Annotated in this window: 26 protein-coding genes; 9 read left to right on the top strand and 17 right to left on the bottom strand. The window is 67.4% G+C overall.

Annotated features, from left to right (window positions below):
• Nucleotides 1–16: 16 nt before the first annotated feature.
• The 9 genes from BMW51_RS03135 to BMW51_RS03095 all read right to left on the bottom strand — a co-directional run bounded on the left by BMW51_RS03135 (nucleotide 17) and on the right by BMW51_RS03095 (nucleotide 8,222).
• On the bottom strand, nucleotides 17–775 hold the full coding sequence (locus BMW51_RS03135) for a phosphoadenylyl-sulfate reductase (RefSeq protein WP_093003205.1): 759 nt from the start codon (nucleotides 773–775) through the stop codon (nucleotides 17–19).
• Nucleotides 768–1,211 (bottom strand): DUF934 domain-containing protein, encoded by a 444-nt coding sequence (locus tag BMW51_RS03130; RefSeq protein ID WP_093003850.1) that lies wholly within the window; start codon nucleotides 1,209–1,211, stop codon nucleotides 768–770. The genes BMW51_RS03135 and BMW51_RS03130 overlap by 8 nt, the downstream gene beginning before the upstream one ends.
• Before the next feature lie 25 nt (nucleotides 1,212–1,236).
• Nucleotides 1,237–1,644: a RidA family protein gene (locus BMW51_RS03125; RefSeq protein ID WP_093003203.1), complete on the bottom strand. Its 408-nt coding sequence runs from the start codon at nucleotides 1,642–1,644 to the stop codon at nucleotides 1,237–1,239.
• On the bottom strand, nucleotides 1,631–3,268 hold the full coding sequence (locus BMW51_RS03120; RefSeq protein ID WP_093003201.1) for a nitrite/sulfite reductase: 1,638 nt from the start codon (nucleotides 3,266–3,268) through the stop codon (nucleotides 1,631–1,633). Before BMW51_RS03120 ends, BMW51_RS03125 begins: the two co-directional genes overlap by 14 nt.
• Entirely contained in the window at nucleotides 3,268–3,564 is a 297-nt protein-coding gene (locus BMW51_RS03115; protein ID WP_093003199.1) for a DUF2849 domain-containing protein, read from the bottom strand. Before BMW51_RS03115 ends, BMW51_RS03120 begins: the two co-directional genes overlap by 1 nt.
• Nucleotides 3,565–3,574: 10 nt before the next feature.
• A complete protein-coding gene (gene cobA, locus BMW51_RS03110; RefSeq protein ID WP_093003197.1) occupies nucleotides 3,575–4,363 on the bottom strand; it encodes a uroporphyrinogen-III C-methyltransferase in 789 nt (262 codons plus the stop codon).
• Between the two features lie 70 nt (nucleotides 4,364–4,433).
• On the bottom strand, nucleotides 4,434–5,384 hold the full coding sequence (locus BMW51_RS03105; RefSeq protein WP_093003195.1) for a DUF808 domain-containing protein: 951 nt from the start codon (nucleotides 5,382–5,384) through the stop codon (nucleotides 4,434–4,436).
• A gap of 28 nt (nucleotides 5,385–5,412) precedes the next feature.
• Nucleotides 5,413–6,822, bottom strand: coding sequence for a succinylglutamate-semialdehyde dehydrogenase (gene astD / locus BMW51_RS03100; protein WP_093003193.1), 1,410 nt, complete (start codon nucleotides 6,820–6,822; stop codon nucleotides 5,413–5,415).
• A gap of 38 nt (nucleotides 6,823–6,860) precedes the next feature.
• Entirely contained in the window at nucleotides 6,861–8,222 is a 1,362-nt protein-coding gene (locus tag BMW51_RS03095; RefSeq protein ID WP_093003191.1) for a protein adenylyltransferase SelO family protein, read from the bottom strand.
• Between BMW51_RS03095 and BMW51_RS03090 the strand changes: the two genes are divergently transcribed.
• The 5 genes from BMW51_RS03090 to BMW51_RS03070 all read left to right on the top strand — a co-directional run bounded on the left by BMW51_RS03090 (nucleotide 8,221) and on the right by BMW51_RS03070 (nucleotide 13,758).
• Complete coding sequence (locus tag BMW51_RS03090; protein WP_093003189.1) at nucleotides 8,221–9,138, top strand: alpha/beta fold hydrolase; 918 nt, start codon at nucleotides 8,221–8,223, stop codon at nucleotides 9,136–9,138. The two genes, BMW51_RS03095 and BMW51_RS03090, sit on opposite strands and share 2 nt — an antisense overlap.
• A gap of 39 nt (nucleotides 9,139–9,177) precedes the next feature.
• Complete coding sequence (locus tag BMW51_RS03085) at nucleotides 9,178–9,939, top strand: SDR family oxidoreductase (protein WP_093003187.1); 762 nt, start codon at nucleotides 9,178–9,180, stop codon at nucleotides 9,937–9,939.
• Between the two features lie 7 nt (nucleotides 9,940–9,946).
• Nucleotides 9,947–11,104: a glycoside hydrolase family 130 protein gene (locus tag BMW51_RS03080; RefSeq protein ID WP_093003185.1), complete on the top strand. Its 1,158-nt coding sequence runs from the start codon at nucleotides 9,947–9,949 to the stop codon at nucleotides 11,102–11,104.
• A 40-nt stretch (nucleotides 11,105–11,144) separates the two neighbouring features.
• On the top strand, nucleotides 11,145–12,281 hold the full coding sequence (locus BMW51_RS03075; RefSeq protein ID WP_093003183.1) for a glycosyltransferase family 4 protein: 1,137 nt from the start codon (nucleotides 11,145–11,147) through the stop codon (nucleotides 12,279–12,281).
• Between the two features lie 73 nt (nucleotides 12,282–12,354).
• Nucleotides 12,355–13,758, top strand: a complete 1,404-nt coding sequence (locus BMW51_RS03070) for an NAD(P)H-dependent flavin oxidoreductase (protein WP_093003181.1) — start codon at nucleotides 12,355–12,357, stop codon at nucleotides 13,756–13,758.
• 47 nt (nucleotides 13,759–13,805) lie between these two features.
• Here BMW51_RS03070 and BMW51_RS03065 read toward each other — a convergent pair whose 3' ends face one another.
• A complete protein-coding gene (locus BMW51_RS03065) occupies nucleotides 13,806–13,997 on the bottom strand; it encodes a hypothetical protein (protein ID WP_093003179.1) in 192 nt (63 codons plus the stop codon).
• A gap of 113 nt (nucleotides 13,998–14,110) precedes the next feature.
• Nucleotides 14,111–15,136 (bottom strand): 2-hydroxyacid dehydrogenase, encoded by a 1,026-nt coding sequence (locus tag BMW51_RS03060; protein WP_093003177.1) that lies wholly within the window; start codon nucleotides 15,134–15,136, stop codon nucleotides 14,111–14,113.
• 122 nt (nucleotides 15,137–15,258) lie between these two features.
• Here BMW51_RS03060 and BMW51_RS03055 point away from each other — a divergent pair, with 122 nt between their 5' ends.
• From BMW51_RS03055 to BMW51_RS03040, 4 genes are read left to right on the top strand one after another with little or no spacing between them, the layout of a single operon-like run.
• Complete coding sequence (locus BMW51_RS03055; RefSeq protein WP_093003175.1) at nucleotides 15,259–15,750, top strand: SH3 domain-containing protein; 492 nt, start codon at nucleotides 15,259–15,261, stop codon at nucleotides 15,748–15,750.
• Nucleotides 15,747–16,592: a carboxylating nicotinate-nucleotide diphosphorylase gene (gene nadC, locus BMW51_RS03050; RefSeq protein WP_177171492.1), complete on the top strand. Its 846-nt coding sequence runs from the start codon at nucleotides 15,747–15,749 to the stop codon at nucleotides 16,590–16,592. The genes BMW51_RS03055 and nadC overlap by 4 nt, the downstream gene beginning before the upstream one ends.
• 38 nt (nucleotides 16,593–16,630) lie before the next feature.
• Nucleotides 16,631–17,071, top strand: coding sequence for a hypothetical protein (locus tag BMW51_RS03045; protein ID WP_093003171.1), 441 nt, complete (start codon nucleotides 16,631–16,633; stop codon nucleotides 17,069–17,071).
• Nucleotides 17,068–17,793, top strand: a complete 726-nt coding sequence (locus tag BMW51_RS03040; RefSeq protein WP_093003169.1) for a ribonuclease T2 family protein — start codon at nucleotides 17,068–17,070, stop codon at nucleotides 17,791–17,793. Before BMW51_RS03045 ends, BMW51_RS03040 begins: the two co-directional genes overlap by 4 nt.
• A gap of 9 nt (nucleotides 17,794–17,802) precedes the next feature.
• On the opposite strand, the gene BMW51_RS03035 is transcribed toward BMW51_RS03040, so the two are convergent.
• The 6 genes from BMW51_RS03035 to BMW51_RS03010 form a co-directional block, all read right to left on the bottom strand.
• Complete coding sequence (locus BMW51_RS03035) at nucleotides 17,803–18,981, bottom strand: vWA domain-containing protein (protein ID WP_093003167.1); 1,179 nt, start codon at nucleotides 18,979–18,981, stop codon at nucleotides 17,803–17,805.
• Between the two features lie 51 nt (nucleotides 18,982–19,032).
• On the bottom strand, nucleotides 19,033–19,596 hold the full coding sequence (locus tag BMW51_RS03030; protein ID WP_093003165.1) for a CHAP domain-containing protein: 564 nt from the start codon (nucleotides 19,594–19,596) through the stop codon (nucleotides 19,033–19,035).
• Nucleotides 19,597–19,644: 48 nt separating this feature from the next.
• Entirely contained in the window at nucleotides 19,645–20,493 is an 849-nt protein-coding gene (locus BMW51_RS03025) for a helix-turn-helix domain-containing protein (RefSeq protein WP_143051785.1), read from the bottom strand.
• A gap of 142 nt (nucleotides 20,494–20,635) precedes the next feature.
• Nucleotides 20,636–21,490 (bottom strand): AAA family ATPase, encoded by an 855-nt coding sequence (locus tag BMW51_RS03020; protein WP_093003161.1) that lies wholly within the window; start codon nucleotides 21,488–21,490, stop codon nucleotides 20,636–20,638.
• Between the two features lie 102 nt (nucleotides 21,491–21,592).
• A complete protein-coding gene (locus BMW51_RS03015) occupies nucleotides 21,593–22,246 on the bottom strand; it encodes a DUF6975 family protein (protein ID WP_093003848.1) in 654 nt (217 codons plus the stop codon).
• A 158-nt stretch (nucleotides 22,247–22,404) separates the two neighbouring features.
• Nucleotides 22,405–23,298, bottom strand: coding sequence for a nitrogen regulation protein NR(II) (locus tag BMW51_RS03010; RefSeq protein WP_093003159.1), 894 nt, complete (start codon nucleotides 23,296–23,298; stop codon nucleotides 22,405–22,407).
• Nucleotides 23,299–23,384: the final 86 nt, after the last annotated feature.

Genomic DNA, 23,384 nt, shown 5'->3' with positions numbered 1-23,384 from the left:
CCGAAACGAGCTCAGTTCAGAATGCGGGTTCCTCGCCCGGCTTCTCGGGCAGGTGAATACCGCACTCGATCTTCTCCCAGCCGCGCCAGCGGCCCGCGCGCGGGTCCTCGCCAGGCTGCACGCGCGAGGTGCATGGCGCGCAGCCGATCGACGGGTAACCCTGCGCCTCCAGCGGGTGGCGCGGCAGCTCGTGCTCGGTGAAATAGGCGTCGAGATCGGCCTTGGTCCAGGCGGACAGCGGGTTGATCTTCAACCGCCCGTCGTCCTCCTCGAACCGCGGCATCGCGCGGCGCGTCGACGCCTGAAAGCCCTTGCGTCCCGAAATCCACGCGTTAAACGGCAGCAACGCGCGCCGCAGCGGCTCGACCTTGCGCAACTCGCAGCAGCCATCGGGATCATAGGACCAGCGCAGGCCCTTGTCGTCCTTCAGCCGCAGCAGGCGCGGGTCGGGGCGGAACACGCGCAGGTCGGTGAAGCCCAGCCGCTCGGCGAGCTCGTCGCGGTAGGCGAGCGTTTCGCCGAACATCTTCTGCGTGTTGGTGAACACGACGGGCACGTCGCGGTCGACCTCAGCAATCATGTGGAGCAGCACCGCCGATTCGGCCCCGAACGACGAAACCGCCGCAATGCGACCCTTGAGCTCACCGGTAAGCAGCTCGCGCAGCATCTCCTGCGCCGACACCCCCGCAAAGCGCGCGGCGTAATCGGCCGCGTCGACCGCGGTATAGACGCGGCCGGTGTCGATCGTGTCGAGCTGGCGCGCGGGCTCACCCATGACGAAGCTTCCACACCGGCACCGCCGGATCGGCGGCTTTCTGGTAGTGGTATTCATAGCGGTCGAGCGCGCGGCGGAGCGTCGCGCCGTCGATCGGCGCTTCGGGCGCGAAGCTGTCGAAGCCGCAGCGGCGCATCAGCGGTATCTGGTCGACCAGCACGTCGCCCGACGCGCGCAACTCGCCCTTGTAGCCCGCCTCGCGCAGGATACGCGCCACCGAAAAGCCGCGCCCGTCGCGAAAGCTCGGGTACGACACCTCGATCAGCGCAATGCGGTCAAGCGAGGGCAGCAGCGCGCGTGCGTCGTCGCCCGGCTCGATCCGCACGGCGGTCGCGTTCGACTGATCGACGAGGAACGAGTCGAGCGTGACCGCCGGTTCCTCGCGCACCTCGTCGTCGCGGAAGCGAAGCTGCACGCCGCCGCCGCTGTCAGTCATCGTCGTCTGGTCGGGATCGAAGCCGTCAGCCACGTGCATCTTCCTTCGACAGTTGCGCAACGACCTTGATCTCGAAATTGAAGCCGTAGAGCCAGGTCACGCCCACACCGGTCAGCGTTGGATGAGGCGCGTCGCCCCAGAACTCGGCCAGCACCTTCCATACCGTGTCGATGATGCCTTCGGGGTCGACTAGGAAAAGTGTCACGTCGACGACGTCGTCGAACGTGCATCCGGCGGCGGAGAGTATCGCATTCAAATTCTCGAACGCGCGCCGCACCTCGGACTCGAGTTCCGGCTCGCGCGAGCCGTCCTCGCGGCTTCCGACCTGTCCGGAGACGAACAGCATGCCGTTGGCGCGGACCGCGGGCGAGTAGCGGTTCTGCTCGTACAACGCCTGCCGCCCCGGCGGGAACACCACGTCACGCTTGGTCATAGATCGCCTCCTTGAACGGCTCCATGCCGACGCGGCGGTAGGTGTCGACGAAGCGCTCTCCGCCCTCGCGCACTCGGATGTAGGTGTTCGTCACGCGCTCGATCGCGTCGACCACGCCGTCCTCGCTGAACCCAGGACCGGTGATCTTGCCGAGGCTCACGTCCTCAGCGCCCGATCCGCCGAGCAGCAGCTGGAAGTTCTCCACACCCTTCTTGTCGACGCCAAGGATGCCGATGTGCCCGGCGTGATGGTGGCCGCAGGCGTTGATGCAGCCGGAAATTTTAAGCTTCAACTCACCCAGATCGCGCTGCCGCGCCAGATCGGCGAACCGCTCGGCGATCTTCTGCGCCAGCGGGATCGAGCGCGCGTTGGCGAGGCTGCAGTAATCGAGCCCAGGGCAGGCGATGATGTCGCTGATCAGGTCGAGGTTCGCCTCGGCCAGCCCCGCCTCGACCAGCTTCTCCCACACAGTCTTCAGGTCGGCGACGCGTACGTGGGGAATGACGATGTTCTGTGCGTGCGTGACGCGCAATTCGTCGTGGCCGTACCCCTCTGCGAGATCCGCCATCACGTCGATCTGATCGGCCGATGCGTCGCCCGGGATGCCACCGAGCGGCTTCAACGACACGTTGACGATCGCGTAGCCCGCCTGTTTGTGCGGCTTCACGTTCTGGTCGAGCCAGACGGCGAAATCGGGATCGCTGCGATCGATCTCGGTCGGCGCATCCGCCTCGAACGCAGGGCTCGCGAACATCGCGGTGATCCGCTCCAGCTCGGCGCGTGGCGGGTCGAGCCCGAGCTGCTTGACCGCGGCGAATTCCTCCTCGACTTGGGCACGATACTCGTCCGCGCCCAACTCGTGGATCAGGATCTTGATCCGCGCCTTGTAGATGTTGTCGCGACGACCGTAGCGATTGTAGACCCGCAGACACGCCTCGAGGTAGCTCATCAGGTCGTCGGCGGTGACGAAGTCGCGGATTTCATGCGAGATCATCGGGGTGCGGCCCATCCCGCCGCCGGCGAAGATCTTCGCGCCCAGCTCGCCGTCGCGCACGACCAGCTGGATACCGATGTCGTGCAGCCGCATCGCTGCGCGGTCCTCGTCCGCTGCGATCACCGCGATCTTGAACTTGCGCGGCAGGTAGCTGAACTCGGGGTGGAAGGTGCTCCACTGACGCAGCAGCTCGGCCCAGGGGCGCGGATCGGCGACCTCGTCCGCGGCGGCGCCGGCATACTGGTCGCACGAAATGTTGCGGATGCAGTTACCGCTCGTCTGGATCGCGTGCATCTCGACTTTGGCGATCTCGGCCAGGATGTCGGGCGCGTCGGACAGCTTGATCCAGTTGAACTGGATGTTCTGCCGCGTCGTGAAATGGCCGTAGCCACGGTCGTATTTGCGCGCGACGTGGGCGAGCATCCGCATCTGCCGGCTGTCCAGCGTGCCGTACGGCACCGCGATCCGCAGCATATAGGCGTGGAGTTGGAGATACAGGCCGTTCATCAGCCGCAGCGGCTTGAACTGATCCTCGGTTATCTCGCCCGACAGGCGGCGCTGCACCTGGTCGCGGAACTCGTCAACGCGCGCGTCGACGATCGCCTGGTCGTATTTGTCGTACTTGTACATCAGATTACCCAGCTTCCAGCCGCAGGATCGGCCGGCTTCAACGTCAGGTCGGGGCGAACGGTCGGGCCGAGCGCGCGGATGCGATCCTTGATGTGTGCGGGACGGGGCCCCTCGGGGGTCGCCACCCCCTCGATCACGTAGGGCACGTTGACGCGGCGCGATGCTTCTTCCGCGCGCGCGATCGCCTCGGCGTGATCGCCCGCATCGACCGCTTCCTCGATGTGGCGCGACCAGCCTTGGCCCGTCCACCAGATCACGTCGCCGCTCGGCAAATCGTTGCCCGTCACCAGTTTCACGCCACCACCTTCACGCAAATGTCTCCGCGGCGCGGGCATAGCCCGCCAGCCTGTTCTCGGCATCCGACAATTCGACCACCTCGCCGACGACGATGATCGCCGGGCTCGCCACATTCTCGCGCATCATCATCGCGCCCAGATCGGCGAGCAGGGTGCGCAGCGCGCGATGACCGGGCTGCGTGCCCTTTTCCAGCACCGCGACCGGCATGTCGGGCGCGACGCCGTCCGCCATCAGCTTGTCGGCGATCTGATCCGCGGTGGCGACGCCCATGTAGATGACCAGCGTACGGCCTTGCCCTGCGAGCCCCGACCAGTCCTGCTCGGAGAGCCCCTTGCACTGCCCGGCGACAAAGCTGACCGCGCTGGCATGATCGCGGTGGGTGAGCGGCAGCATCGCCTCCGCCGCGCAACCGAGCGCCGCCGACACACCCGGGATCACCTCGACCGGCAGCCCGGCCGCGCGCACCGCCTCGACCTCCTCGCCGCCGCGTCCGAAGATGAACGGGTCGCCGCCTTTCAGCCGCACCACGACCGAGCCTGCGCGGACGTGCGCGACGATCAATGCGTTGATCGCCTCCTGCGGCAGCGTGTGCCGTGCCCGGCGCTTCGCGACCGAGATGCGCTGTGCCAACGCGGGCGCAATGTCGAGCACGCGAAGGTCGATCAAGCCGTCATGAACGACGACATCGGCGGCTTTAAGCGCTTCCACCGCGCGGACGGTCAGCAGGCCGGGATCGCCGGGCCCTGCACCGACGAGGATGACGCGACCGCGCGCGTCGGGATCGAGCAGTGTTGCCATAACTTGCCAGATGGGCTGCCCGGCGGCGCGGCGCAAACCAGCAAGGCTTGCGCCGCGCGTAGTCGAGGTTTCAGTGCGCCGCGCCGTGCTTGCCACGCGCTTTCTGCACTTGATGCACGATCAGCGCGACGACTGCGCCGACGATCAAGCCGACCACGCCCGACAGCGCCGCGGTGACGACCCAGGCGACCGCCGCGCCGAGTGCACCAGTCGCGCGGCCCGCAACCTCCGACGCGTGGTGTACGACGTGCGCCGGCACGGCGAGACCCAGCTCCTCCGCACCGTGCAGCAGGATGCCGCCGCCGACCCAGATCATCGCCGCGGTGCCGATCACCGCGAGCCAGCGCATCATGACGGGCACACCCTTCACCAGCCCGCGCCCGATCGCCTGGAGCGCGCCCGAGCGCTGCCTGGCGAGGTGAAGCCCGACATCGTCCGCCTTCACGATCAGCGCGACGACGCCGTACACGCCCGCGGTGATCGCCACCGCGACGAGGATTAGCGTAATCGCCTGCGTCACGATCGGCGTATCGCTGACCTCGCCGAGCGCAATCGCCATGATCTCCGCCGATAGGATGAAGTCGGTGCGGACCGCGCCCGACACTTTCTGGTTCTCCAACTCAACGGGATCGGTCGTGGTCGCTTCTTCCGCTTCGCCGTGCCCGCCGGACACCGCCTCGATCACCTTCTCCGCGCCCTCGAAGCAGAGGTAGAGGCCACCGACCATCAGCAGCGGGGTGATCGCCCAGGGCGCGAACGCGCTGAGGATCAGTGCAGCCGGCAGCAGGAACAGCAGCTTGTTGCGGATCGAGCCGAGCGCGATCTTGCCGATGATCGGCAGCTCGCGCTTGGGCGAGAGCCCGACGACGTAGCGCGGGGTGACCGCGGTGTCGTCGACCACCACGCCCGCCGCCTTGGTGCCCGCCTTCGCCGCGGCGCCCGCCACGTCGTCGAGCGAGGCGGCGGCGAGCCGCGTCAGCCCGGCGATATCGTCGAGCAGTGCGACCAGCCCGCTAGCCATGTTGTCAGTCCCCCCCGGTTGTGTACTTCTACGCGTCGGCCAAGCCGATGCCGATCGACGCGCGCGCCGCCTCCGCCTCGTTCGAGACGACGGGATAGGCGCAGTAATCCGCCGCGTAATAGGCGCTCGGCCGATGGTTGCCCGACCAGCCGATGCCACCGAACGGCGCCGACGAGGACGCGCCGTTGGTCGGCTTGTTCCAGTTGACGATCCCGGCGCGCGCGCCCGCCCAGAAGCGGTCGTAGAGGATCGGCGTCTGGCTGACGAGCGAGGCGGACAAGCCGTAGCGGGTGTTGTTGGCCTCCGCGATCGCGGCGTCGAAATCGTCGACGCGAATTACCTGCAGCAGAGGTCCGAACAGCTCGATGTCGGGGCGGTCGGGCAGGTCGGTCACGTCGATGATGCCGGGGGTGAGCAGCGGCCGCTCGGGATCGGGGCGCGCCATGTGGCGGATCGGGCGCCCGCCGCGCATCATCAGCGCGAGGAAGCTCTCGGTCAGCCCGTCGGCGGCCTCATTGTCGATCACCGGCCCCATGAACGGCTGCGGATCGTCGTGTGGGCGGCCGACGATCAGGCGACCGGTCAGCCGGTTGAGCTCGGCCAGGAACTCCTCGGCCAGACTTTCCTGCACGATCAGCCGGCGCGCGGCGGTGCAGCGCTGCCCCGCGGTCGTGAACGCCGATTGCGCCACCAGCACCGCCGCGGCGGCTAGGTCGGGCGTATCCCACACGATGATCGGGTTGTTGCCGCCCATCTCAAGCGCGAGGATCTTCTCCGGTTTCTCGGCAAACGCGCGGTTGAGCGCGAGGCCGGTGCGCGCCGAGCCGGTGAACAGCAGCCCGTCGATCCCGTCGTGCGCGGCGAGCTTGCGCCCCTCATCGGGCCCACCGATCACGACGCGCATGCATTCGTCGGGTACGCCCGCCGCGTGGATGCACTCGCACAGGAACACGCCGGTCGCGGGCGTCTTCTCCGAGGGTTTGAACACCACCGCGTTGCCCGCGATCAGCGCCGGCACGATGTGGCCGTTGGGCAGATGCGCCGGGAAATTGTACGGCCCCAGCACCGCCAGCACACCGTGCGGCTTGTGCCGGAGCGCCATGCGGCTGCCCATCGGCGCGTCCATGCGGCGTTGCGCCGTGCGCTCGGCATAGGCGCTGACTGAGATGTCGACCTTGGCGATGACCGAATCGACCTCAGTCTTCGCCTCCCACAGCGGCTTGCCCGTTTCGCGCGCGATCACGTCGGCGAAGGCGTCGGCGCGCTGGCGCACGACATTGGCGAAACGGCGCATCGTCTCGATACGAAAGGTGACGGGACGCGCCGCCCAGGCGACCCAACCGTCGCGCGCGGTAGCAACCTCGAGATCGACGTCGCTCGTCGCACCGCGCCACAGTTCTGCACCCGTCGCGGGCTCAAACGAGATCAACTCACCCATTTCGGTTCCTTACCGCAACGGCGGGCGAGCGAAAGGGGTCAGTCGCTGAGCGCTTGTCCCATTTGGCGGATGTGTGCCACCTTGGCGTGGAACGGTGACCAGTCGTCGTCGCGGTCGATCGCGGCCCAGATCGCCTCGACCTCGTCGATCAGCATGGCGCAGGGTTCGCCCGTCCAGAAGGCGTGATCGCGCGCGCGACGGGGTTCGTAGCCGTCGAGCGCAGCGCGCACGTCGTCCCACTCCGCGCCGTAGCTCGCGGGCAGTGCTTGCGCGAACACGTCGAAGAAGAAGCGCTCGATCGGGACGCCGGTGCTGCGCAGCGCGCGCTCGACGGACTGCACCAATGCACGGTCGCGCTCGTGCTCGCGCTGGGCGCGGCCGAGCCGCCACAGGATCGCGGCGGTGACCGCACGCTGATAATAATCGGGAAAACGATCGAGCGCGGCGATCAGCGGGTCGGCATCGCTGATCTGGCGCAGCGAGACCGCGAGCTGCATCGCGTCCCAGTGAATCGCCTCGGGCTGGCGACCGAAGGCGTAGAGCCCGGCATGGTCGAAATAGGCGGCGACGATCGCCGGGTCCCACGTGGGCGCGAACCGCCACGGGCCATAGTCGAAACTCTCGCCGGTCACGTTGATGTTGTCCGAATTGAGCACGCCGTGGACGAACCCCGCTGCCATGTAACCAGCGGCGAGCGTCGCGGTGCGTTGGACGACAAGGTCGAGCAGGCGGATAGGATCGTCGCTGTCCTCACCGTACAGGTTGCGCAGCACGTAAGCAGTCAGCGCGCGCAAACCCTGCTCGTCGCGGTGGTAGGCGAGCCGCTGGAAGGTGCCGATGCGGATGTGACCGTGGCTGAGGCGCACCAGCACTGCCGAGCGCGTCGGCGACGGCTCGTCGCCGCGCTCCAGCGCCTCGCCGGTCTCGATCAGCGAGAAACTGCGCGAGGTCGGCACGCCGAGCGCTTCGAGCATCTCGCTCGCCAGCACCTCGCGCACGCCGCCTTTCAGCGTCAGGCGACCGTCACCGAAGCGGCTCCACGGCGTCTGTCCCGAGCCCTTGGTGCCGAGATCCAGCAAGCGGCCGCTCCGGTCGCGAAGCTGCGCGAAGGTGAAGCCGCGCCCGTCGCCGAGTTCGGGATTGTAGGTGCGGAACTGGTGACCGTGATAGCGGAGCGCGAGCGGTTGGGGTAGCGTGCCGGGCAGCGCCTCGAAACGGCCGAGGTGCACCAGCCAATCCTCGTCGCTCAGCGCGGCCAGCCCGACCTCGTCCGCGGCGCGATCGTTGCGGAAGCGCAGCACCGTCTGCGGGAAGTCGGCGGCCTCCACGGGGTCGTAAAACCCGCCGCCGAGCGCCAGGATCGTGGTTTCGGGGCGGTACGCTTGCGGGTCGATCGGCATGCGTCGATATGGGGGCGCAGGCGATCGGGGTACAAGCGTGACGGGAAATCGGGCAGCGTTCGACGACTTCTACTGGTGGTCGGCCGACGGGCTGCGGCTCCACGCGCGCGACTACGGCGGCGACGCGAACAGACCCGCGATCCTGTGCATGCCCGGACTGACACGCAACGCGCGCGACTTCGCCGATCTGGCAGAGCAACTGTCGCCCGAATGGCGCATGCTGGCGGTCGAATTCCGCGGCCGCGGCGAGAGCGCCTACGCCAAGGACCCGATGAGCTACGTGCCGCTCACCTACGCGCAGGACATGGCGGCGCTGGTCGAGGCGGCCGGGATCACGCGCTTCGTCGCGGTCGGCACCTCGCTCGGCGGAATCGTCGCGATGCTGCTCGCGGGCATGATGCCCGAGCGGATCGCGGGTGCGGTGCTGAACGACATCGGGCCGGAGATTGAGGCGGCGGGCCTGGCACGGGTGCGCGGCTACGTGGGGAAGTCGAGCAACCATCCGACCTGGATGCATGCCGCGCGCGCGCTGCAGGAATCGAGCGGGGCGGTCTATCCCGACTGGGGGATCGAGGACTGGCTCGCGATGGCGAAGCGCGTCTATCGCTTGAGCAGTGCCGGTCGGATCGTGCTCGATTATGATGCGCGCATCGCCGAGCCGTTCCGGCTGCCGGGCAACGAGGCGGGACCGGATATGTGGCGTGCCTACGCTGCCCTGTCGGAGGTGCCGGTGCTGGTCGTCCGCGGCGAACGATCGGACATGCTGTCCGCCGCCACTGCCGAGCGGATGATTGCGGCACCGCCCAAGGCTACGTTGGTGACGGTACCGCGGGTCGGCCACGTACCCACCCTTGCCGAGCCGCAGGCGCTCGCCGCGGTTCGGCAACTGCTCGGCGAGGTCGCGGAACCCGGCTGATCGCTCGGGCGTCTCGCGGCTGAACCGACGGGACGATCCATGACGCAAACGAACATCGCCGACGCGCATACCGCCGTGCTGCCGCTGAAAGGCAGACGCGCGGTTATCAGCGGCGGCTCGACCGGAATTGGTCGCGCGATCGCGGTGCTGCTCGCCGCGGAGGGCGCGCAGGTCTTTATCGGCGCGAACACGCCCGAGCATCTGGACGACGCGCTTTCGCGCATCCGCGAGGTCGGCGCGGGCGACGGCGTGGTGCTCGATCTCGCCGAGCCGGACAATGTCGGCCGGTTCCTGGGTGCCGCACACAATGCGTTGGGCGGTTACGACGTGGTCGTTGCCAACGCCGCGATTGGGGCGCCCGGATTGACCGAGCTCGACGAGCCGGTGCTGCGTCACGCGATCTCGCTCAACTTCACGCACTACCTGCTGCTCGCGCATCAGGCGGCGGCTGCAATGGGGGAGGGTGACATCGTGCTGGTCGGATCGATGAGCGCCTATGTTCTCGGCCCGCACTCGACCGTCTACGCCGGGATCAAGGCAGGCATCCAGGGCTTCTCGGTCGCGCTGCGGCGCGAACTTGGACCGAAGGGTATTCGCGTCGCACTGGTCGAGCCCGGCATGACCGGCTCCGACATGCAGCAACCCGACATTTCGCCCGAGGAACAGCGCGAACAGATCGGCGAGGAGAAGATGCTCCGCGCCGAGGATATCGCCGCCGGTGTTCACTATCTGCTGACCCAGCCGCGCCGCACCGTGATCCAGCGGCTGACGATCAGCCCGCGCGTGCAGGACGGGGAGTAATGCAGCGATGACGCAGCCAGCGCCGGCCTTCGCGCACGACGCGCTGATCCTCACGCCCGGCGACATCGACCTGTCGCGCTCGCCGCTCGCGGGCAGGATCGATGCCGAAACCTACGTGCTCGGCGCGTTCAACCCCGGCATGACGCGGCTGTCGAACGGCAATCTGCTGATGATGGTGCGCGTGGCGGAGGCGCTGCGCCAGCCAATTCAGCATGACCACGTCCACGCGATCCGTTGGGAAAACGGTTTGTACAAACTTGACGCCTGGCCGCTTGCGCTGGTCGACACCAGCGACCCGCGCAAGTTCATGATGCGCGGTGGCGGGTGGAAGGTGATGGCGCTCACCTCACTGTCGTGGTTGCTGCCGGTCGAGCTGGATGCAGAAGGCACGCGGATCGAGGCGATCCACTACGATCGCGCGATCGCGCCGCGACGACCGTACCAATGCTACGGCGTCGAGGATGCGCGGATCAGCCGGGTCGACGGGCGCTATTACATGACGACCTGCTCGGTCAGCCCGGAGCGGCATTCGACCACGCTCTACACCAGCGACGATGCGCTCGACTGGCGACTCGAGGGGATCGTGCTCGATCACCAGAATAAGGACATGCTGGTCTTCGAGGGGCAGATCGGCGGCAAGTTCTGGGCGCAAACACGGCCGCTCGGCGACCTGTATTTCGCCTATCCGCCCGACTCACCGTGGCGTGCAGGGCCGTCGATCAATCTCGCCACCTCGCCCGACGCCCTGCATTGGAAGCCGCACGACGAACCCGGCATTCGCCCGCACGCGGCGACCGTGGCGACCGCGCGGATGGGCGGCGGCGCGCAGCCCGTGCGCGCGAGTGTCGAGGGGCAGGAGGGCTGGCTGACGCTGTGGCACGGCGTCGAGCCGAGCGGCGTCGTCGGCATCTATCGCACTTATTGGACGCTGCTCGACCTCGACGACCCGTCCAAAACGATTGCGACCTGCCACACGCCGCTGCTGGAGCCGGCACCCGCGCTGACCGCGCCGCTCGCCGCGCAGATGTACCTCGACAATGTCGTGTTCACGACCGGCATCGTCGACGGCGGCGACCATTGGATCGTGGCGAGCGGCGAGGCCGATCTCGCCTGCCGGATCACGCACATACCCAAGGGCGCTCTGCGCGCGTCTCCGCCCGCGTAGGTAGGTGCGCGTTAGCGTGTCGGCGGCTATGCCATTCCGCATGACGCGGCCGATCTCGATCCTGCACCTTCACTCGACCTTCGATCTGGGCGGGAAGGAGGCGCGCGCGGTCCGGTTGATGAACGCATTCGGCGACCGCGCACGACACACGATCGTGTCGGGGGTGCCGGGCGCGCTGGGCGCCCGCGCGCGGATCGATCGCGGCATCGCGTACGAGATCGCGCAGAATGCGCCCCCGCTCACCGGGCGGCCATCGGTCGCGCGTTACGAGGCGATCGCGCGCTACATGCGCGGGTTCGATCTGGTGCTGACGTACAATTGGGGTGCCATCGATGGTGTGATGGCTAGGCGGGTGTTCGCCAAAGGCGCGCCGCCGCTCGTTCATCACGAGGACGGCTTCAACGCCGACGAGGCGGGCGGGCTGAAGCGCGAGCGCAACATCTACCGCCGTCTCGCCCTCGGCGCGGCGCACGCGCTGGTGGTGCCCTCGACCAGCCTGGAGCGCATCGCGCTGGAGACGTGGAAGCAGCCGCGCGCGCGCGTCCACCGCATCCTGAACGGGATCGCCACAGGGCTGTACGCGAAGGATCCCGACGCGAAGGCTATCCCCGGCTTTGTCCGCCGCGCCAACGAAGTGGTGATCGGATCGGTCGCGGGCTTGCGCGCGGTCAAGGACTTGCCCCAACTCATCCGCGCGGTCGGCGGCGTGTCGGCGCGGTTTCGCCTGGTGATTGTCGGCGAGGGACCGGAGAAGGCCGCGATTGAGCAGGCCGCGATTGCGATGGGGATCGACGACCGGCTGGTGATGCCCGGCTTTCTCGACCGGCCGTATCGCTTCATGCGCCATTTTGACCTGCTCGCGCTGTCGTCCAAGTCCGAGCAGTTTCCGATCAGCGTGGTAGAAGCGATGGCGGCGGGGCTGCCGATCGTCGCGCCGCCGGTCGGCGACGTGCGCGCGATGGTGGCGCAGGAGAATGCGCCGTTCATCACCGAGCATCACGGCGAGGTCCGCCTGCGCGACGCGATCCAGGCGCTCGCCGCCGATCCCGACCTGCGCGCCCGCGTCGGCCGCGCCAACCAGATCAAGGCGCGCGCGCTCTACGACGAAGGCACGATGATCGCGCGCTACGCCGCGCTCTACAATGAGGCGATGGGGCGGCCGGGGGCGCTTGCCTGACGCAACGCTATCGCCTTGTCGCGACATTAGTTTATAGCGGGCTTAATTACCAACGTCGGGAAGTGACAGCAGCGTGTTCAAGGGCCTGAACCCCATCGTCTATGCCGGTCGCGAAGTGTGGCCGTTGGTGGAGGGCGGAAAAGGCGTCGCTGCAACCAACCATGCCTCGGCTGGTGCCTGGGCAGCGGCGGGCGGCATCGGCACGGTGTCGGCGGTCAACGCCGACAGCTACGATCCCGACGGCAAGATCATCCCGCAGGTCTACCGAGCATTGACCCGTCGCGAGCGGCACGAGGAACTGATCGCCTACGCGATCGAGGGCGCGGTGCAGCAGGTTCAGCGCGCATGGGAGATCGCGGGCGGGAAGGGCGCGATCAACATCAACGTGCTGTGGGAGATGGGCGGCGCGCAGCGCGTGTTGCAGGGCGTGCTTGAGCGGACCCGCGGCATGGTCGCGGGCGTCACCTGCGGCGCCGGCATGCCGTACAAGCTGTCCGAGATCGCAGCGTCGTACAACGTCAATTATCTGCCGATCGTCAGCTCGGGCCGGGCGTTCCGGGCGCTGTGGAAGCGGGCGTACTCCAAGGTGTCCGAACTGCTCGGCGCTGTGGTGTACGAAGATCCCTGGCTGGCGGGCGGGCACAACGGCCTGTCGAACGCCGAGGATCCGCTTCGTCCCGAGGACCCATATCCGCGCGTCAAGGCGCTGCGCGACACGATGCGCGAGGGCGGTATTCCCGACACCACGCCGATCGTGATGGCAGGCGGTGTCTGGTACCTGCGCGACTGGAACGAGTGGATCGACAATCCCGAACTCGGCCAGATCGCATTCCAGTACGGCACGCGCCCGCTTCTGACGCGTGAGAGCCCGATCCCCGACGATTGGAAGCAGCGGCTGATGACCGTGGAGGAGGGCGACGTGCTGCTCCACCGCTTCTCGCCGACCGGTTTCTATTCTTCTGCGGTACGCAACCCGTTCCTGCGCAGCCTTGAGGCGCGGTCTGAGCGGCAGATCGCCTTCTCGACGCAGGAAGCGGGCGATCACGTCTTTCAGCTCGACGTCGGGGTGAAGGGCAAGAATTTCTGGGTGACGCGGAACGACCTGCTGCGCGCGCGGCAGTGGTTCGGCGAGGGCTTCACCGACGCGCTCAAGACGCCCGACAATACGTTGGTGTTCGTGACGCCGCTGGAGAAGAGTGAAATCCGCAAGGATCAGGCCGACTGCATGGGCTGCCTGTCACAGTGCCTGTTTTCGAGCTGGGCGGATACCGAGACCAACTCGACCGGTCGTCTTGCCGACCCGCGTAGCTTCTGCATCCAGAAGACGCTGCAGGAGATCGCGCACGGCGGCGACGTCGAGCAGAATTTGATGTTCGCGGGGCACGCCGCGTACAATTTCAAGCGCGATCCGTTCTACTCGAATGGTTACGTGCCGAGCGTCAAGGAACTGGTCGACCGCATTCTGACCGGCGACTGAGCGCCAGCGGGGCGCGCGACCGTGGTCGCGCGCCCCGCCACGTCGGATCAGTCGACGACGGTACCGACCACCGCGCCGCCGACCCCGCCGACCGCCGCGCCTTTCTCGACGCTGCCGCCGGTTGCGGCGGCGACACCGGCTCCACCAGCACCGCCGATCGCGGCACCCTTCAAGGTCGAGCAGGCCGAGGTGGACAGAGCGGCGAGGCCGAGAACGGTGATCAGGGCTGCGTTGCGCATCGTGTTAGGCTCCGATTGAAGTTAGGAGCCGGATGAATGAAGCGGGTTGGGATGGGTTCCGCTACGTAAAGCTTTGTCACAAAGCTGCGATCGGGTTGCAATGGGCGCTTGGCTCAGGCCCAGCCCTCCAGCACCTGATCGGGCGGGCGATGGCCGTCGGCCCACATGCGGATGTTGGCGATCACCTTGTCGCCGCTCGCAACCCGTCCCTCGTAGGTGGCCGAGCCCATGTGCGGGGTCATGACGACGTTGGGAAGTGCCAGCAGCCGCGGATCAATGCGCGGTTCGTGCTGCCACACGTCGAGACCGGCACCCGCCAATCGTCCGTTCTCCAGTGCATCGACCAGCGCGTCCTCGTCGAGAATGCCGCCGCGGCTCGCGTTGATGACGAAGACGTGCGGACGCAGCAACGCGATCCGTCGCGCGTCAATCAGTCCGCGGCTGTCGTCGTTCAGCGGCGTGTGCAGCGTCAGGATGTCGATCGCGCCCAGCATCTCGTCGAGGTTCGCGTGCCACTCGGCACCCAACTCGCCCTCTAGGACCTTCGGCAAGCGATGACGATTGTGGTAGTGTATCGATAGCCCGAACACGCTCGCGCGCCGCGCCACCGCCTGGCCGATACGACCCATGCCGACGATGCCGAGCGCCTTGCCGCCGATCCGGTAGCCAAGCATTCCGCCGGGGCTCCACCCCGTCCACGCGCCCGAGCGCACCAGCTTCTCGCCCTCTGCAAGCCGGCGCGGGACCGATAGGATGAGCGCCATCGTCATATCGGCGGTGTCCTCGGTCAGCACGCCGGGCGTGTTGGTGACGATGATCCGCCGTGCGCGCGCCGCCTTCAGGTCGATGTGGTTTACGCCCGCACCAAAGTTGGCGATTAGCCGCAGCCGCTCGCCCGCTCCCTCAATCAGCGCGGCGTCGATCGTGTCGGTGACGGCAGGAACCAGCACGTCGCAGTCGGCCATCGCGGCGGCGAGCTGATCGCGCGACATTGCCACGTCGCCGCGATTGTTGGTGGTGTCGAACAGCGCCTCCATCCGCGCCATCACCGTGTCGGGCAGTTCGCGCGTGACGATCACGCGCGGTTTGGCGACGCGACCGGTGGCAGGGGGACGGGCAACACGTGGCGTGTCGGACATGAATGACGGAGTGGCGCAGCCACGCGCCAGCGTCAACGCTTGAAGCGGGCGCGTCTGAACGGTTGAAGCCGCCGCCGAGCCGGGGCAAGGTGCATGCGGTCGGGCGTAGGGGGATCGGTTAAGTGAACAGGCGTTTCAGGGTCGTCATCGTCGGTGCACTCGCCGCCTTGTGCATCGTCGATGGCGCGCAGGCGGCCGAGCCGAAGCAGAAGCCGCCTTATTATGCCTCGATCGCGCCGGCGCGCGCGCGGATGCGGAGTGGCCCCGGACGCACTTACCCCGCGACGTGGCTGTACATTCGTCGCGACCTGCCGGTCCGCGTCATCGACACGTTCAAGGAATGGCGCAAGGTCGAGGACCCGAGCGGGACGCAGGGCTGGTTCCTGGGCAATCTGATCAGCAGCACGCGCACCGCGATCGTCGAGGACGGGCAGCCGGTCGAGATGCACGAGCGGCGTGGCGGCGGAAAGCTGCTGTGGCGCGCGGCGCCCGGTGTCGTCGGGCGCTTGAGCCAGTGCGGATCGGGCTGGTGCCGCTTCGACGTTCACGGCCAGGCGGGATGGGTCGAGAGCAGCCGCTTGTGGGGCGTCGAGCCCAATGAGACATTGCCGTGACCTTCGTGCTCGACGGCTTCGATCTCGACGCGTTCGTGTCAGCGACGCTGGCCGAGGACATGGGCGAGGGGGGTGATGTCACCTCCGCCGCGGTAATCCCTGCCGATGCGCGCTTCACCGCGGTGATGGACAGCCGCGACGCGATCACCGTTGCCGGGCTGGAGATCGCGGCGGCGCTCTTTCGCCGGCTCGATCCCGACGCGCAGATCGAACTGCTCGTCAGCGACGGCGACCGGGTTGCAGCAGGCGCGAACCTGATGCGCGTCGAGGGCAATGCGCGCGCGCTGCTGACGGCGGAGCGATCCGCGCTCAACACGGTGCAGCATCTCTCGGGGATCGCGACGCTGACCCGCAGCTACGTCGACCGGATCGAGGGCACCCGTGCGACACTGCTCGACACGCGCAAAACGATCCCGGGCCTTAGGCGATTGGAGAAGTACGCGACCCGCATGGGTGGCGCCACCAACCACCGCATGGGGTTGTGGGATGCGGCGATGATTAAGGACAACCATGTCGCGGTCGCGGGCGGGGTCGCAGAGGCCGCGGCGCGCGCGAAGGCGGCGGGCGTGGCGCGCATCATCGTCGAGGTGGACCGCGTCGACCAGATCGAGCCAGCACTGGCGGCGGGCGCGACGCACCTGCTGCTCGACAACATGACGCCGGCCATCCTGCGCGGTGCAGTGACCCTGGTCGGTGAACGCGTTCCGACCGAGGCATCGGGCGGAGTCACGCTGGAGACGATCCGCGCCATCGCGGAGACGGGCGTCGATTTCGTCAGCGTCGGTCGCATCACGCAATCCGCGCCAGCCGCCGACATCGGGCTCGACTTCGCGCTGGCCTAGCGGCACCATCAACAATCCACCACCGGACCACAGGACCTATGCAGCGACCGGCTTCAATCATCACCTTTGAGCGGCTTTACCTGTCCGGTTTCGCGCTCTCGCTGGTCAGCTGGGTTGTCGATTGGCCCGCGATGCAGGCGAAGCTCGCCGCCAACCCGCAAACAAAGCCGTTCGGCTGGATGCTGTTCGTCATGCTCGGGCTGAACATCGCGATCACGCTGCTGCTGTGGTTCTTCACCGCGCGGCGCGCGAGCGTGGTCGCCAAGTGGATCGTGGTGGTGCTCGCCGGGCTTTCTGCGCTCCGCTTCCTGTTCAACCTGCCCGCGGCGCTGGGCGGCGCGATGGGTGCGCCCTCGCTGATCCTGTCGGTGCTGACGACCGCCCTGGGCGTCGCGGCGGCGGCCATGCTGTTCCGCTTCGACGCTCGCGCGTGGTTCGGCGAAGATGTGACCGACGAGTTGGTGGAGGACGGCGAATGACGCGGCTGGCAGCGATACTGGCGGCCGGCGCGGCGTTGCTGGCGCCCGCGATCGCGAGCGCGCAGGCGAATGTCTGCCGCATCCCTTCGACGATAGAGCGGCCGCGACCCGATCTGCCTTCGGCGAGCCAGCCGGTGCGGCGCCTGCCGATCGGCAGCTACACGCTCGCGATCAGCTGGAGCCCGGAATATTGCCGCACCGGATCGCGTGATCGCGGCGCGCGCAGCAACGTGCAGTGCGGCGGCGGTAACGATTTCGGCTTCGTGCTCCACGGGCTCTGGCCGGACGGCGTCGGCAAGGAGTGGCCGCAATATTGTCAGGCGACGCCGATCCTGCCGACGCGGCTGATCCGCCAGCATCTGTGCTCGACGCCCTCGGCGCAGCTGATGCAGCACGAATGGTCGAAGCACGGAACCTGCATGCCCGGCACCTCGCCTGAAGCCTATTTTGCGCGCTCGACCGCGATGTTCGAACGGCTGCGCTTCCCCGACATGGACGCGCTGTCGCGCACGTCGCTGACCGTTGCCGACTTCAAGCGCCGCTTCGCCGCGGTGAACGGCTTGCCCACGGGTGCCGTGCGGGTCACGACCAAGAAGGCGGGCTGGCTCGACGAGCTGTGGCTCTGCACCGACAAGCGCTTCCGTTACGTCGCCTGCGATGCGGAGCAGGGTGGCGGTGCGCCAGCGGGGCAACGGCTGAGGATCTGGCGCGGGCACCGCTGAGCGCGCGTCTCACCGCTTGCGGGTCAGCTCGCGCATCGCCTCGTCCAGGCCGTCGAGCGTTAGCGGGTACATGCGGTCGTTCAACAGCTCGCGCATGATCTTGGTCGATTGCGAATAGCCCCACTGTGCCTTGGGTGTCGGGTTAAGCCACACCGCGGCGGGGTAGGTGGTGGTGAGGCGCTGCATCCACACCGCGCCCGCTTCCTTGTTGAAATGCTCGACCGAGCCGCCGGGATGCGTGATCTCGTACGGGCTCATCGCCGCATCGCCGACGAAGATCAGCTTGTAGTCGTGCGGGAATTTGTGGAGCACGTCCCACATCGGCGTGCGCTCGGCGAAGCGACGCTTGTTGTCCTTCCACACGCCCTCATACGGGCAATTGTGGAAGTAGAAGAACTCGAGGTTCTTGAACTCGGTCGTCGCGGCGGAGAACAATTCCTCGCACAGCTTGATGAAGGGGTCCATTGATCCGCCGACATCGAGGAACAGCAATAGCTTGACCGCATTACGGCGCTCCGGGCGCATGTGGACGTCGAGCCAGCCCTGCCGCGCGGTGCCCGCAATCGTGGCATCGATGTCGAGCTCGTCCGCCGCGCCCTCGCGCGCGAACTTGCGCAACCGGCGTAGCGCCACCTTGATGTTGCGCGTGCCGAGTTCGCGCGTGTTGTCGAGGTTCTTGAACTCGCGCTGGTCCCACACCTTCAACGCGCGCTTGTGCCGGCTCTCGCCGCCGATCCGCACACCCTCGGGATTATAACCCGAATTGCCGTACGGGCTGGTGCCGCCGGTGCCGATCCACTTGTTGCCGCCCTGGTGGCGTTTTTCCTGCTCCTCTAGCCGTTTCTTGAGCGTTTCCATGATCTCGTCCCACGAGCCGAGCGACTTGATCGCCTCCATCTCCTCAGGCGTGAGATATTTCTCGGCCACTGCCTTCAGCCAGTCGGCGGGGATCGCGGCCTCGTTGGTCGCGAAGCTGGTTTCCAGCCCCTTGAACACTTTGGCGAAGACCTGGTCGAACTTGTCGAGCAGTCCCTCGTCCTTCACGTAGACCGAGCGCGAGAGGTAGTAGAAATCCTCCGGCTTGCGCTCGATCACCTCGGCCTCGAGCGCTTCGAGCAGGATCAGATGCTCCTTCATGCTGGCGGGGATGCCGGCGGCGCGGAGCTCGTCGAGGAAGTGGAGGAACATGCGGCGGAGTGTGCCGCGCCCGGTGACGTGTGTCGAGCAGGTCTGTTGCGCTCAGTGCCCGCCCGCGCCCGGCACATAGGCGTCGATCAGCGCACCGACGTAATCGGGATTGCGCCCGGTCAGCTCGCGCGCGGTGTCACCAGTGCCGTAGATGAAGCCCTTTACCGGATAGATGCTGCCGCCCAGCCCGTTCGAGTCGCGGTACCACACCTTCACCCGGCTCCAGTCATTGTCGTCGGACACGTCGTACAGCGTCACGTCCTGCTCGGCGTGGCCGCGCTCGCCGTTCTGACGCGACCAATTGGCGTGGGTCAGCATCAGCACGCGGTTCTCGACGACGCGACTGACCACCGCGACATGACCGAGGCGAAGCTGGCCAGTCTTCGCGAAGACAATGACCGCGCCGACCTTCGGCTTGTGCCCGCGCTTGTAGCGACCGTCCGCCTGATCCCACCACGTCCATGCATCGCCGTAGATCTGGATACCCGATGCCTGACGCGCGAAGGGCACGCATTGCCCGACATAGTCGAGCAGATTGGCGGAGGCCGGTGCTGCACCGAACAGGGCGGCGACAGCGGCGGCAAGGGCGATGCACGTGGGGGGAACGCGAACCATGACCCTTTGGTATCGCGTTCATTGTAAGGATGCGTTTGACGGGCGTGGTTAGCGAGGCGTTACCGGGAGGTCGGCCGCCGCTGCAACTGCACGCGCCACGTCGCGGCGTGCGCGCAGGATCCCCAGGACGTAGGGGTTGCTGCGCTGCATGAAACGCCTGGGCGTGGTGTCCAGAAAGCGGCGGGCGTCGCGCAGGAAGTGCGATTTGTCGAAATAGGTCGGCTCGATGGCGGAATAGTCGGCGCATTCACCTGTCAGCATCATGCGCAGCAAAGATCGCATGAAGCGCGCGCGGACCAGCAGCAGCTTGGGTGGATAGCCGAAATAGCGGGCCGAGAGGCGCCTGAGGGCCGCGGTCGACAGGCCGAGTTCGTGGCTGGCCGATCCGATATCCTCGACTTGCTCATCGGCGATCATACGACTGAGTACGCGGATCGCATCGTCGCACGGGCTCGCCGGCAACAGGTGTGCGCGCAGGAACGTATCGAGGATCGCGGACAATTCCGTCGTTAGATCGGCCGTGCGCAACGCGTCCACCAGCGCGGTCACGGCCGGGGCAGGAAGCAGCTCCCATAACGGCACGACCTGATCGCGCACCTTGTCGGCGGAGACTGAGAACAACCGTGACCAGCCGAGTGGAGTGATGCCGACGCCAACGGTCACGCCGCCGTGCGTGGTCGTCTGCATCGCGCGGGTCGTGGTGCCGTAGAGCGCCGCCGCCGGCAGCGGATCGTAGCAGCGCGGGCCTAACCGCAAGGAGATCGGATCGGCCGAAACGCGGATGCGGATCATCGGCCATGACGGCATCGGATAGCTGACCGCACCGGCGTGAACGTCGGGATCGGAGTCGAGCAGATAGTAGTCGGTGAAAAACGGGCGGAGGTCCGGCGCCGGCAATTCGATGCGAAATGCCGTCGCGGGCGGCAGCCCCCAACGCCCGGGGTCAACCCCGACGATACTCGATCCGCTCTCAATCATCCAAGCCCCCGCCCGATCGGTGAAGGCTAGCAGGCGAAAGTGGGTGAGAAAAGCGGCCGCGTCAGCCCTTGTTCGCCTGCCGCCGCGCCATGAAGGCGAGGCGTTCGAACAGCATCACGTCCTGCTCGTTCTTGAGCAGCGCGCCGTGGAGCGGCGGGATTGCCTTGGTCGGGTCGCGGTTCTGCAGCACCTCGAGCGGCATGTCCTCGTGCAGCAGCAGCCGCAGCCAGTCGAGCAGCTCGCTGGTCGACGGCTTCTTCTTCAATCCGGGCACTTCACGCACGTCGTAGAAGATGTCCATTGCGCGGCTGACGAGCATCTTCTGGATGCCGGGAAAGTGAACGTCGACGATCGCCTGCATCGTGTCACGGTCGGGAAACTTGATGTAGTGGAAGAAGCAGCGACGCAGGAACGCGTCGGGCAGTTCCTTCTCGTTGTTGCTGGTGATGACGACAATCGGCCGCTCGATCGCGCGCACCGTCTCCTTCGTCTCGTAGACGTGGAACTCCATGCGATCTAGTTCCTGCAACAGGTCATTTGGAAACTCGATATCCGCCTTGTCGATCTCGTCGATCAGCAGGACCGGCGGCGTGGGACGGGTAAACGCTTCCCACAATTTGCCGCGGCGGATGTAATTGGCAATGTCGTGAACGCGCTCGTCACCTAATTGCCCGTCACGCAGGCGCGCGACCGCGTCATATTCGTACAGGCCCTGCTGCGCCTTGGTGGTCGACTTCACGTTCCACTCGATCAGCTCGGCGTTCGCCGCCTTGGCGATCTCGTGCGCGAGCACGGTCTTGCCGGTGCCGGGCTCGCCCTTCACCAGCAAGGGGCGGCGCAGCGTGACGGCGGCATTGACCGCGACCTTCAGATCGTCGGTCGCAACGTAGCTCTGCGTTCCCTCGAAGCGCTGCATGGGCAATCCCGTCCTGTTCGATCGTTCGGCCACGGACGTAGCGGAGAGCCGCGCCGCGATGCAAGCGGGCGACTTAGTTCAAGGTGTGATCCTCGCTGCGGCTCAGGCGCGTTCGCGCGCTGAGGCGCGCGCCTCCAGCAGGTGCCAGAGCCCACGGTGCTGCCCGAGCAACTGTTCCGCGCCGAACAGCATCGCGCGCTCGATCCCGGCGGGCAGCGGCGCCTGCGCGAGCAGTGCGGTGATCTGTCGCGCGAACTCAGGCGTCGCCGCGGGGCCAGTTCCGAACAGCCGACGCGCGGCGTTGTCGAGCACTGTACGCACCGCAACCCAGTCGAGCGTCAGCGCGACGGCCGCTCCCAGCGCACAGCCGGCGCGGTCGGAGGCGGACAGGCGATCGAGCACCTGGCGCTGCGTAATCAGCGCTGCCTCGGTCGCGGCATGGCCGGGTGTCGATGGAATCGGGCCGACATCGGCAGCGAGACGCGCCATGAACGCGCGCTCATCGGCGCGGATGTCGGGAACGCGCGCGATCCAGTTCTGCAGCGCGGCGTCGTCGGTGGCGAGCGTCGGCGGCCGGCGGTCGGCCGAGCCGTGGACGGTGCACAGCGCGTGAACCGCGTCCGCCAGGTCACGCATCGAGGCGGCCGGACGGGCGAGCAGCATCGCGTGCGTCTGCGCGGCGGTGCCGTCGGTCGCGACGAGTGACGCGAGCGTGCGCGTGCCGTCCGACCATGCCTCGCTCGATGCAACAATCACGCGCGCCTCCACCTCCGTTGATGATCGCCGACCCCCCGGCTCGCTCGGGATAGCGCGCGAGTGTGAAGGTCGCGTTTACATGCGGTCGCGCCGATCGTCCGAGCGGCCGTTTCGGACCGAGCGGTCGTGCAATGCGACGATCCGAGTGGAGGGCGCGTTCAGGTTGACGTGGGCGTCAGCACGATGGTGACTTCCTCGACCCTGCCACCGCGCTCGACCGGCGCCAGACCGAGCGCGACGGGTGCGGCGGTCGCGCCGCGCACCAGCAGCTGCGCGCGCGTGCCGACTGCGGCGGCGTTCGCGAAGACGTATTCGATCATGTCTCCGACGCGGGCGCGGTCCGCGACCGCGACCAGCGTCAGGAAGCGCGCGGCGGCGAGCTGTTCGGGCGTCGTGCCTGTCACGCGCGCGAGCGCGGCGTCGGGGTCGAGCAGATACCCGCGCGGGTTGACGCGTGCGCGCGCCGCCACGTTCGACACCTCGATCGCGCGTTCGAGTGCACGCAGCTCGGCCGCGCGCGCGCGCGCCTCTTCCGCTGCAGTCGCGTCGCGTGCGACGAGCAGGCAGCCGTCGCCGAGCGGATCGATGCGCGCGTGCAGCCGCCGGGCGGGGTAGGGATCGGGCACGAGGTCGAGCGTCTCACCCGTTCCACTGGCGAGCACGCGCGCGATCGCGTCGTCGAGGAACATGCCGCTCACCTGAGACAGCTGCCTGGCGGTCCGGTCGACCTGCGCACCCTTGCCGAAGCGGGTGTGTGCGGCGGCGTTGGCGTGACGGACGCGTCCGCTCGCGGTGAAGACGATCAGCGCTTCGTCGAGGTGGTCGATTAGGCCGGAGAGCTGATCCTGCTGGTCGGCTGAGCCGCCCAGATGCGGGGCGCAGATCGAGTCCATCAGCTCTAGCGACAGCAGCACCAGTCGCAATCGGCCGCGATGATGCACGTAGACCGGCGCGCGTGCGGCGCGGTCCTGCCATAGCCCGAAGTGGCGGACGAGCTCCGACGCGGTCACCTGCTGCTCGGGGCTGAGTTGCGGAAGCGATGCGTTTTCCATGACTTGCACGTTGCCGTGCTGACTTGGTCACGCATAGCAGGCTGGTGCAGAACGGAGCATTTCTACTCGGCGCTCAATGTACGTGA

This window comes from Sphingomonas palmae (assembly GCF_900109565.1).
Lineage (GTDB): Bacteria > Pseudomonadota > Alphaproteobacteria > Sphingomonadales > Sphingomonadaceae > Sphingomonas > Sphingomonas palmae.
This window is presented reverse-complemented; position numbering and strand designations above follow the sequence as displayed.

Coding starts and splice junctions, on each gene's coding strand:
- BMW51_RS03135 (WP_093003205.1), bottom strand. CDS start 775: ATGGGTGAGCCCGCGCGCCAGCTCGACACGATCGACACCGGCCGCGTC.
- BMW51_RS03095 (WP_093003191.1), bottom strand. CDS start 8,222: ATGCCGATCGACCCGCAAGCGTACCGCCCCGAAACCACGATCCTGGCG.
- BMW51_RS03125 (WP_093003203.1), bottom strand. CDS start 1,644: ATGACCAAGCGTGACGTGGTGTTCCCGCCGGGGCGGCAGGCGTTGTAC.
- cobA (WP_093003197.1), bottom strand. CDS start 4,363: ATGGCAACACTGCTCGATCCCGACGCGCGCGGTCGCGTCATCCTCGTC.
- BMW51_RS03040 (WP_093003169.1), top strand. CDS start 17,068: ATGACGCGGCTGGCAGCGATACTGGCGGCCGGCGCGGCGTTGCTGGCG.
- BMW51_RS03090 (WP_093003189.1), top strand. CDS start 8,221: ATGCGTCGATATGGGGGCGCAGGCGATCGGGGTACAAGCGTGACGGGA.
- BMW51_RS03045 (WP_093003171.1), top strand. CDS start 16,631: ATGCAGCGACCGGCTTCAATCATCACCTTTGAGCGGCTTTACCTGTCC.
- BMW51_RS03120 (WP_093003201.1), bottom strand. CDS start 3,268: ATGTACAAGTACGACAAATACGACCAGGCGATCGTCGACGCGCGCGTT.
- BMW51_RS03085 (WP_093003187.1), top strand. CDS start 9,178: ATGACGCAAACGAACATCGCCGACGCGCATACCGCCGTGCTGCCGCTG.
- BMW51_RS03065 (WP_093003179.1), bottom strand. CDS start 13,997: ATGCGCAACGCAGCCCTGATCACCGTTCTCGGCCTCGCCGCTCTGTCC.
- BMW51_RS03075 (WP_093003183.1), top strand. CDS start 11,145: ATGACGCGGCCGATCTCGATCCTGCACCTTCACTCGACCTTCGATCTG.
- BMW51_RS03030 (WP_093003165.1), bottom strand. CDS start 19,596: ATGGTTCGCGTTCCCCCCACGTGCATCGCCCTTGCCGCCGCTGTCGCC.
- BMW51_RS03035 (WP_093003167.1), bottom strand. CDS start 18,981: ATGTTCCTCCACTTCCTCGACGAGCTCCGCGCCGCCGGCATCCCCGCC.
- BMW51_RS03080 (WP_093003185.1), top strand. CDS start 9,947: ATGACGCAGCCAGCGCCGGCCTTCGCGCACGACGCGCTGATCCTCACG.
- BMW51_RS03020 (WP_093003161.1), bottom strand. CDS start 21,490: ATGCAGCGCTTCGAGGGAACGCAGAGCTACGTTGCGACCGACGATCTG.
- BMW51_RS03130 (WP_093003850.1), bottom strand. CDS start 1,211: ATGACTGACAGCGGCGGCGGCGTGCAGCTTCGCTTCCGCGACGACGAG.
- BMW51_RS03105 (WP_093003195.1), bottom strand. CDS start 5,384: ATGGCTAGCGGGCTGGTCGCACTGCTCGACGATATCGCCGGGCTGACG.
- BMW51_RS03060 (WP_093003177.1), bottom strand. CDS start 15,136: ATGTCCGACACGCCACGTGTTGCCCGTCCCCCTGCCACCGGTCGCGTC.
- astD (WP_093003193.1), bottom strand. CDS start 6,822: ATGGGTGAGTTGATCTCGTTTGAGCCCGCGACGGGTGCAGAACTGTGG.
- BMW51_RS03010 (WP_093003159.1), bottom strand. CDS start 23,298: ATGGAAAACGCATCGCTTCCGCAACTCAGCCCCGAGCAGCAGGTGACC.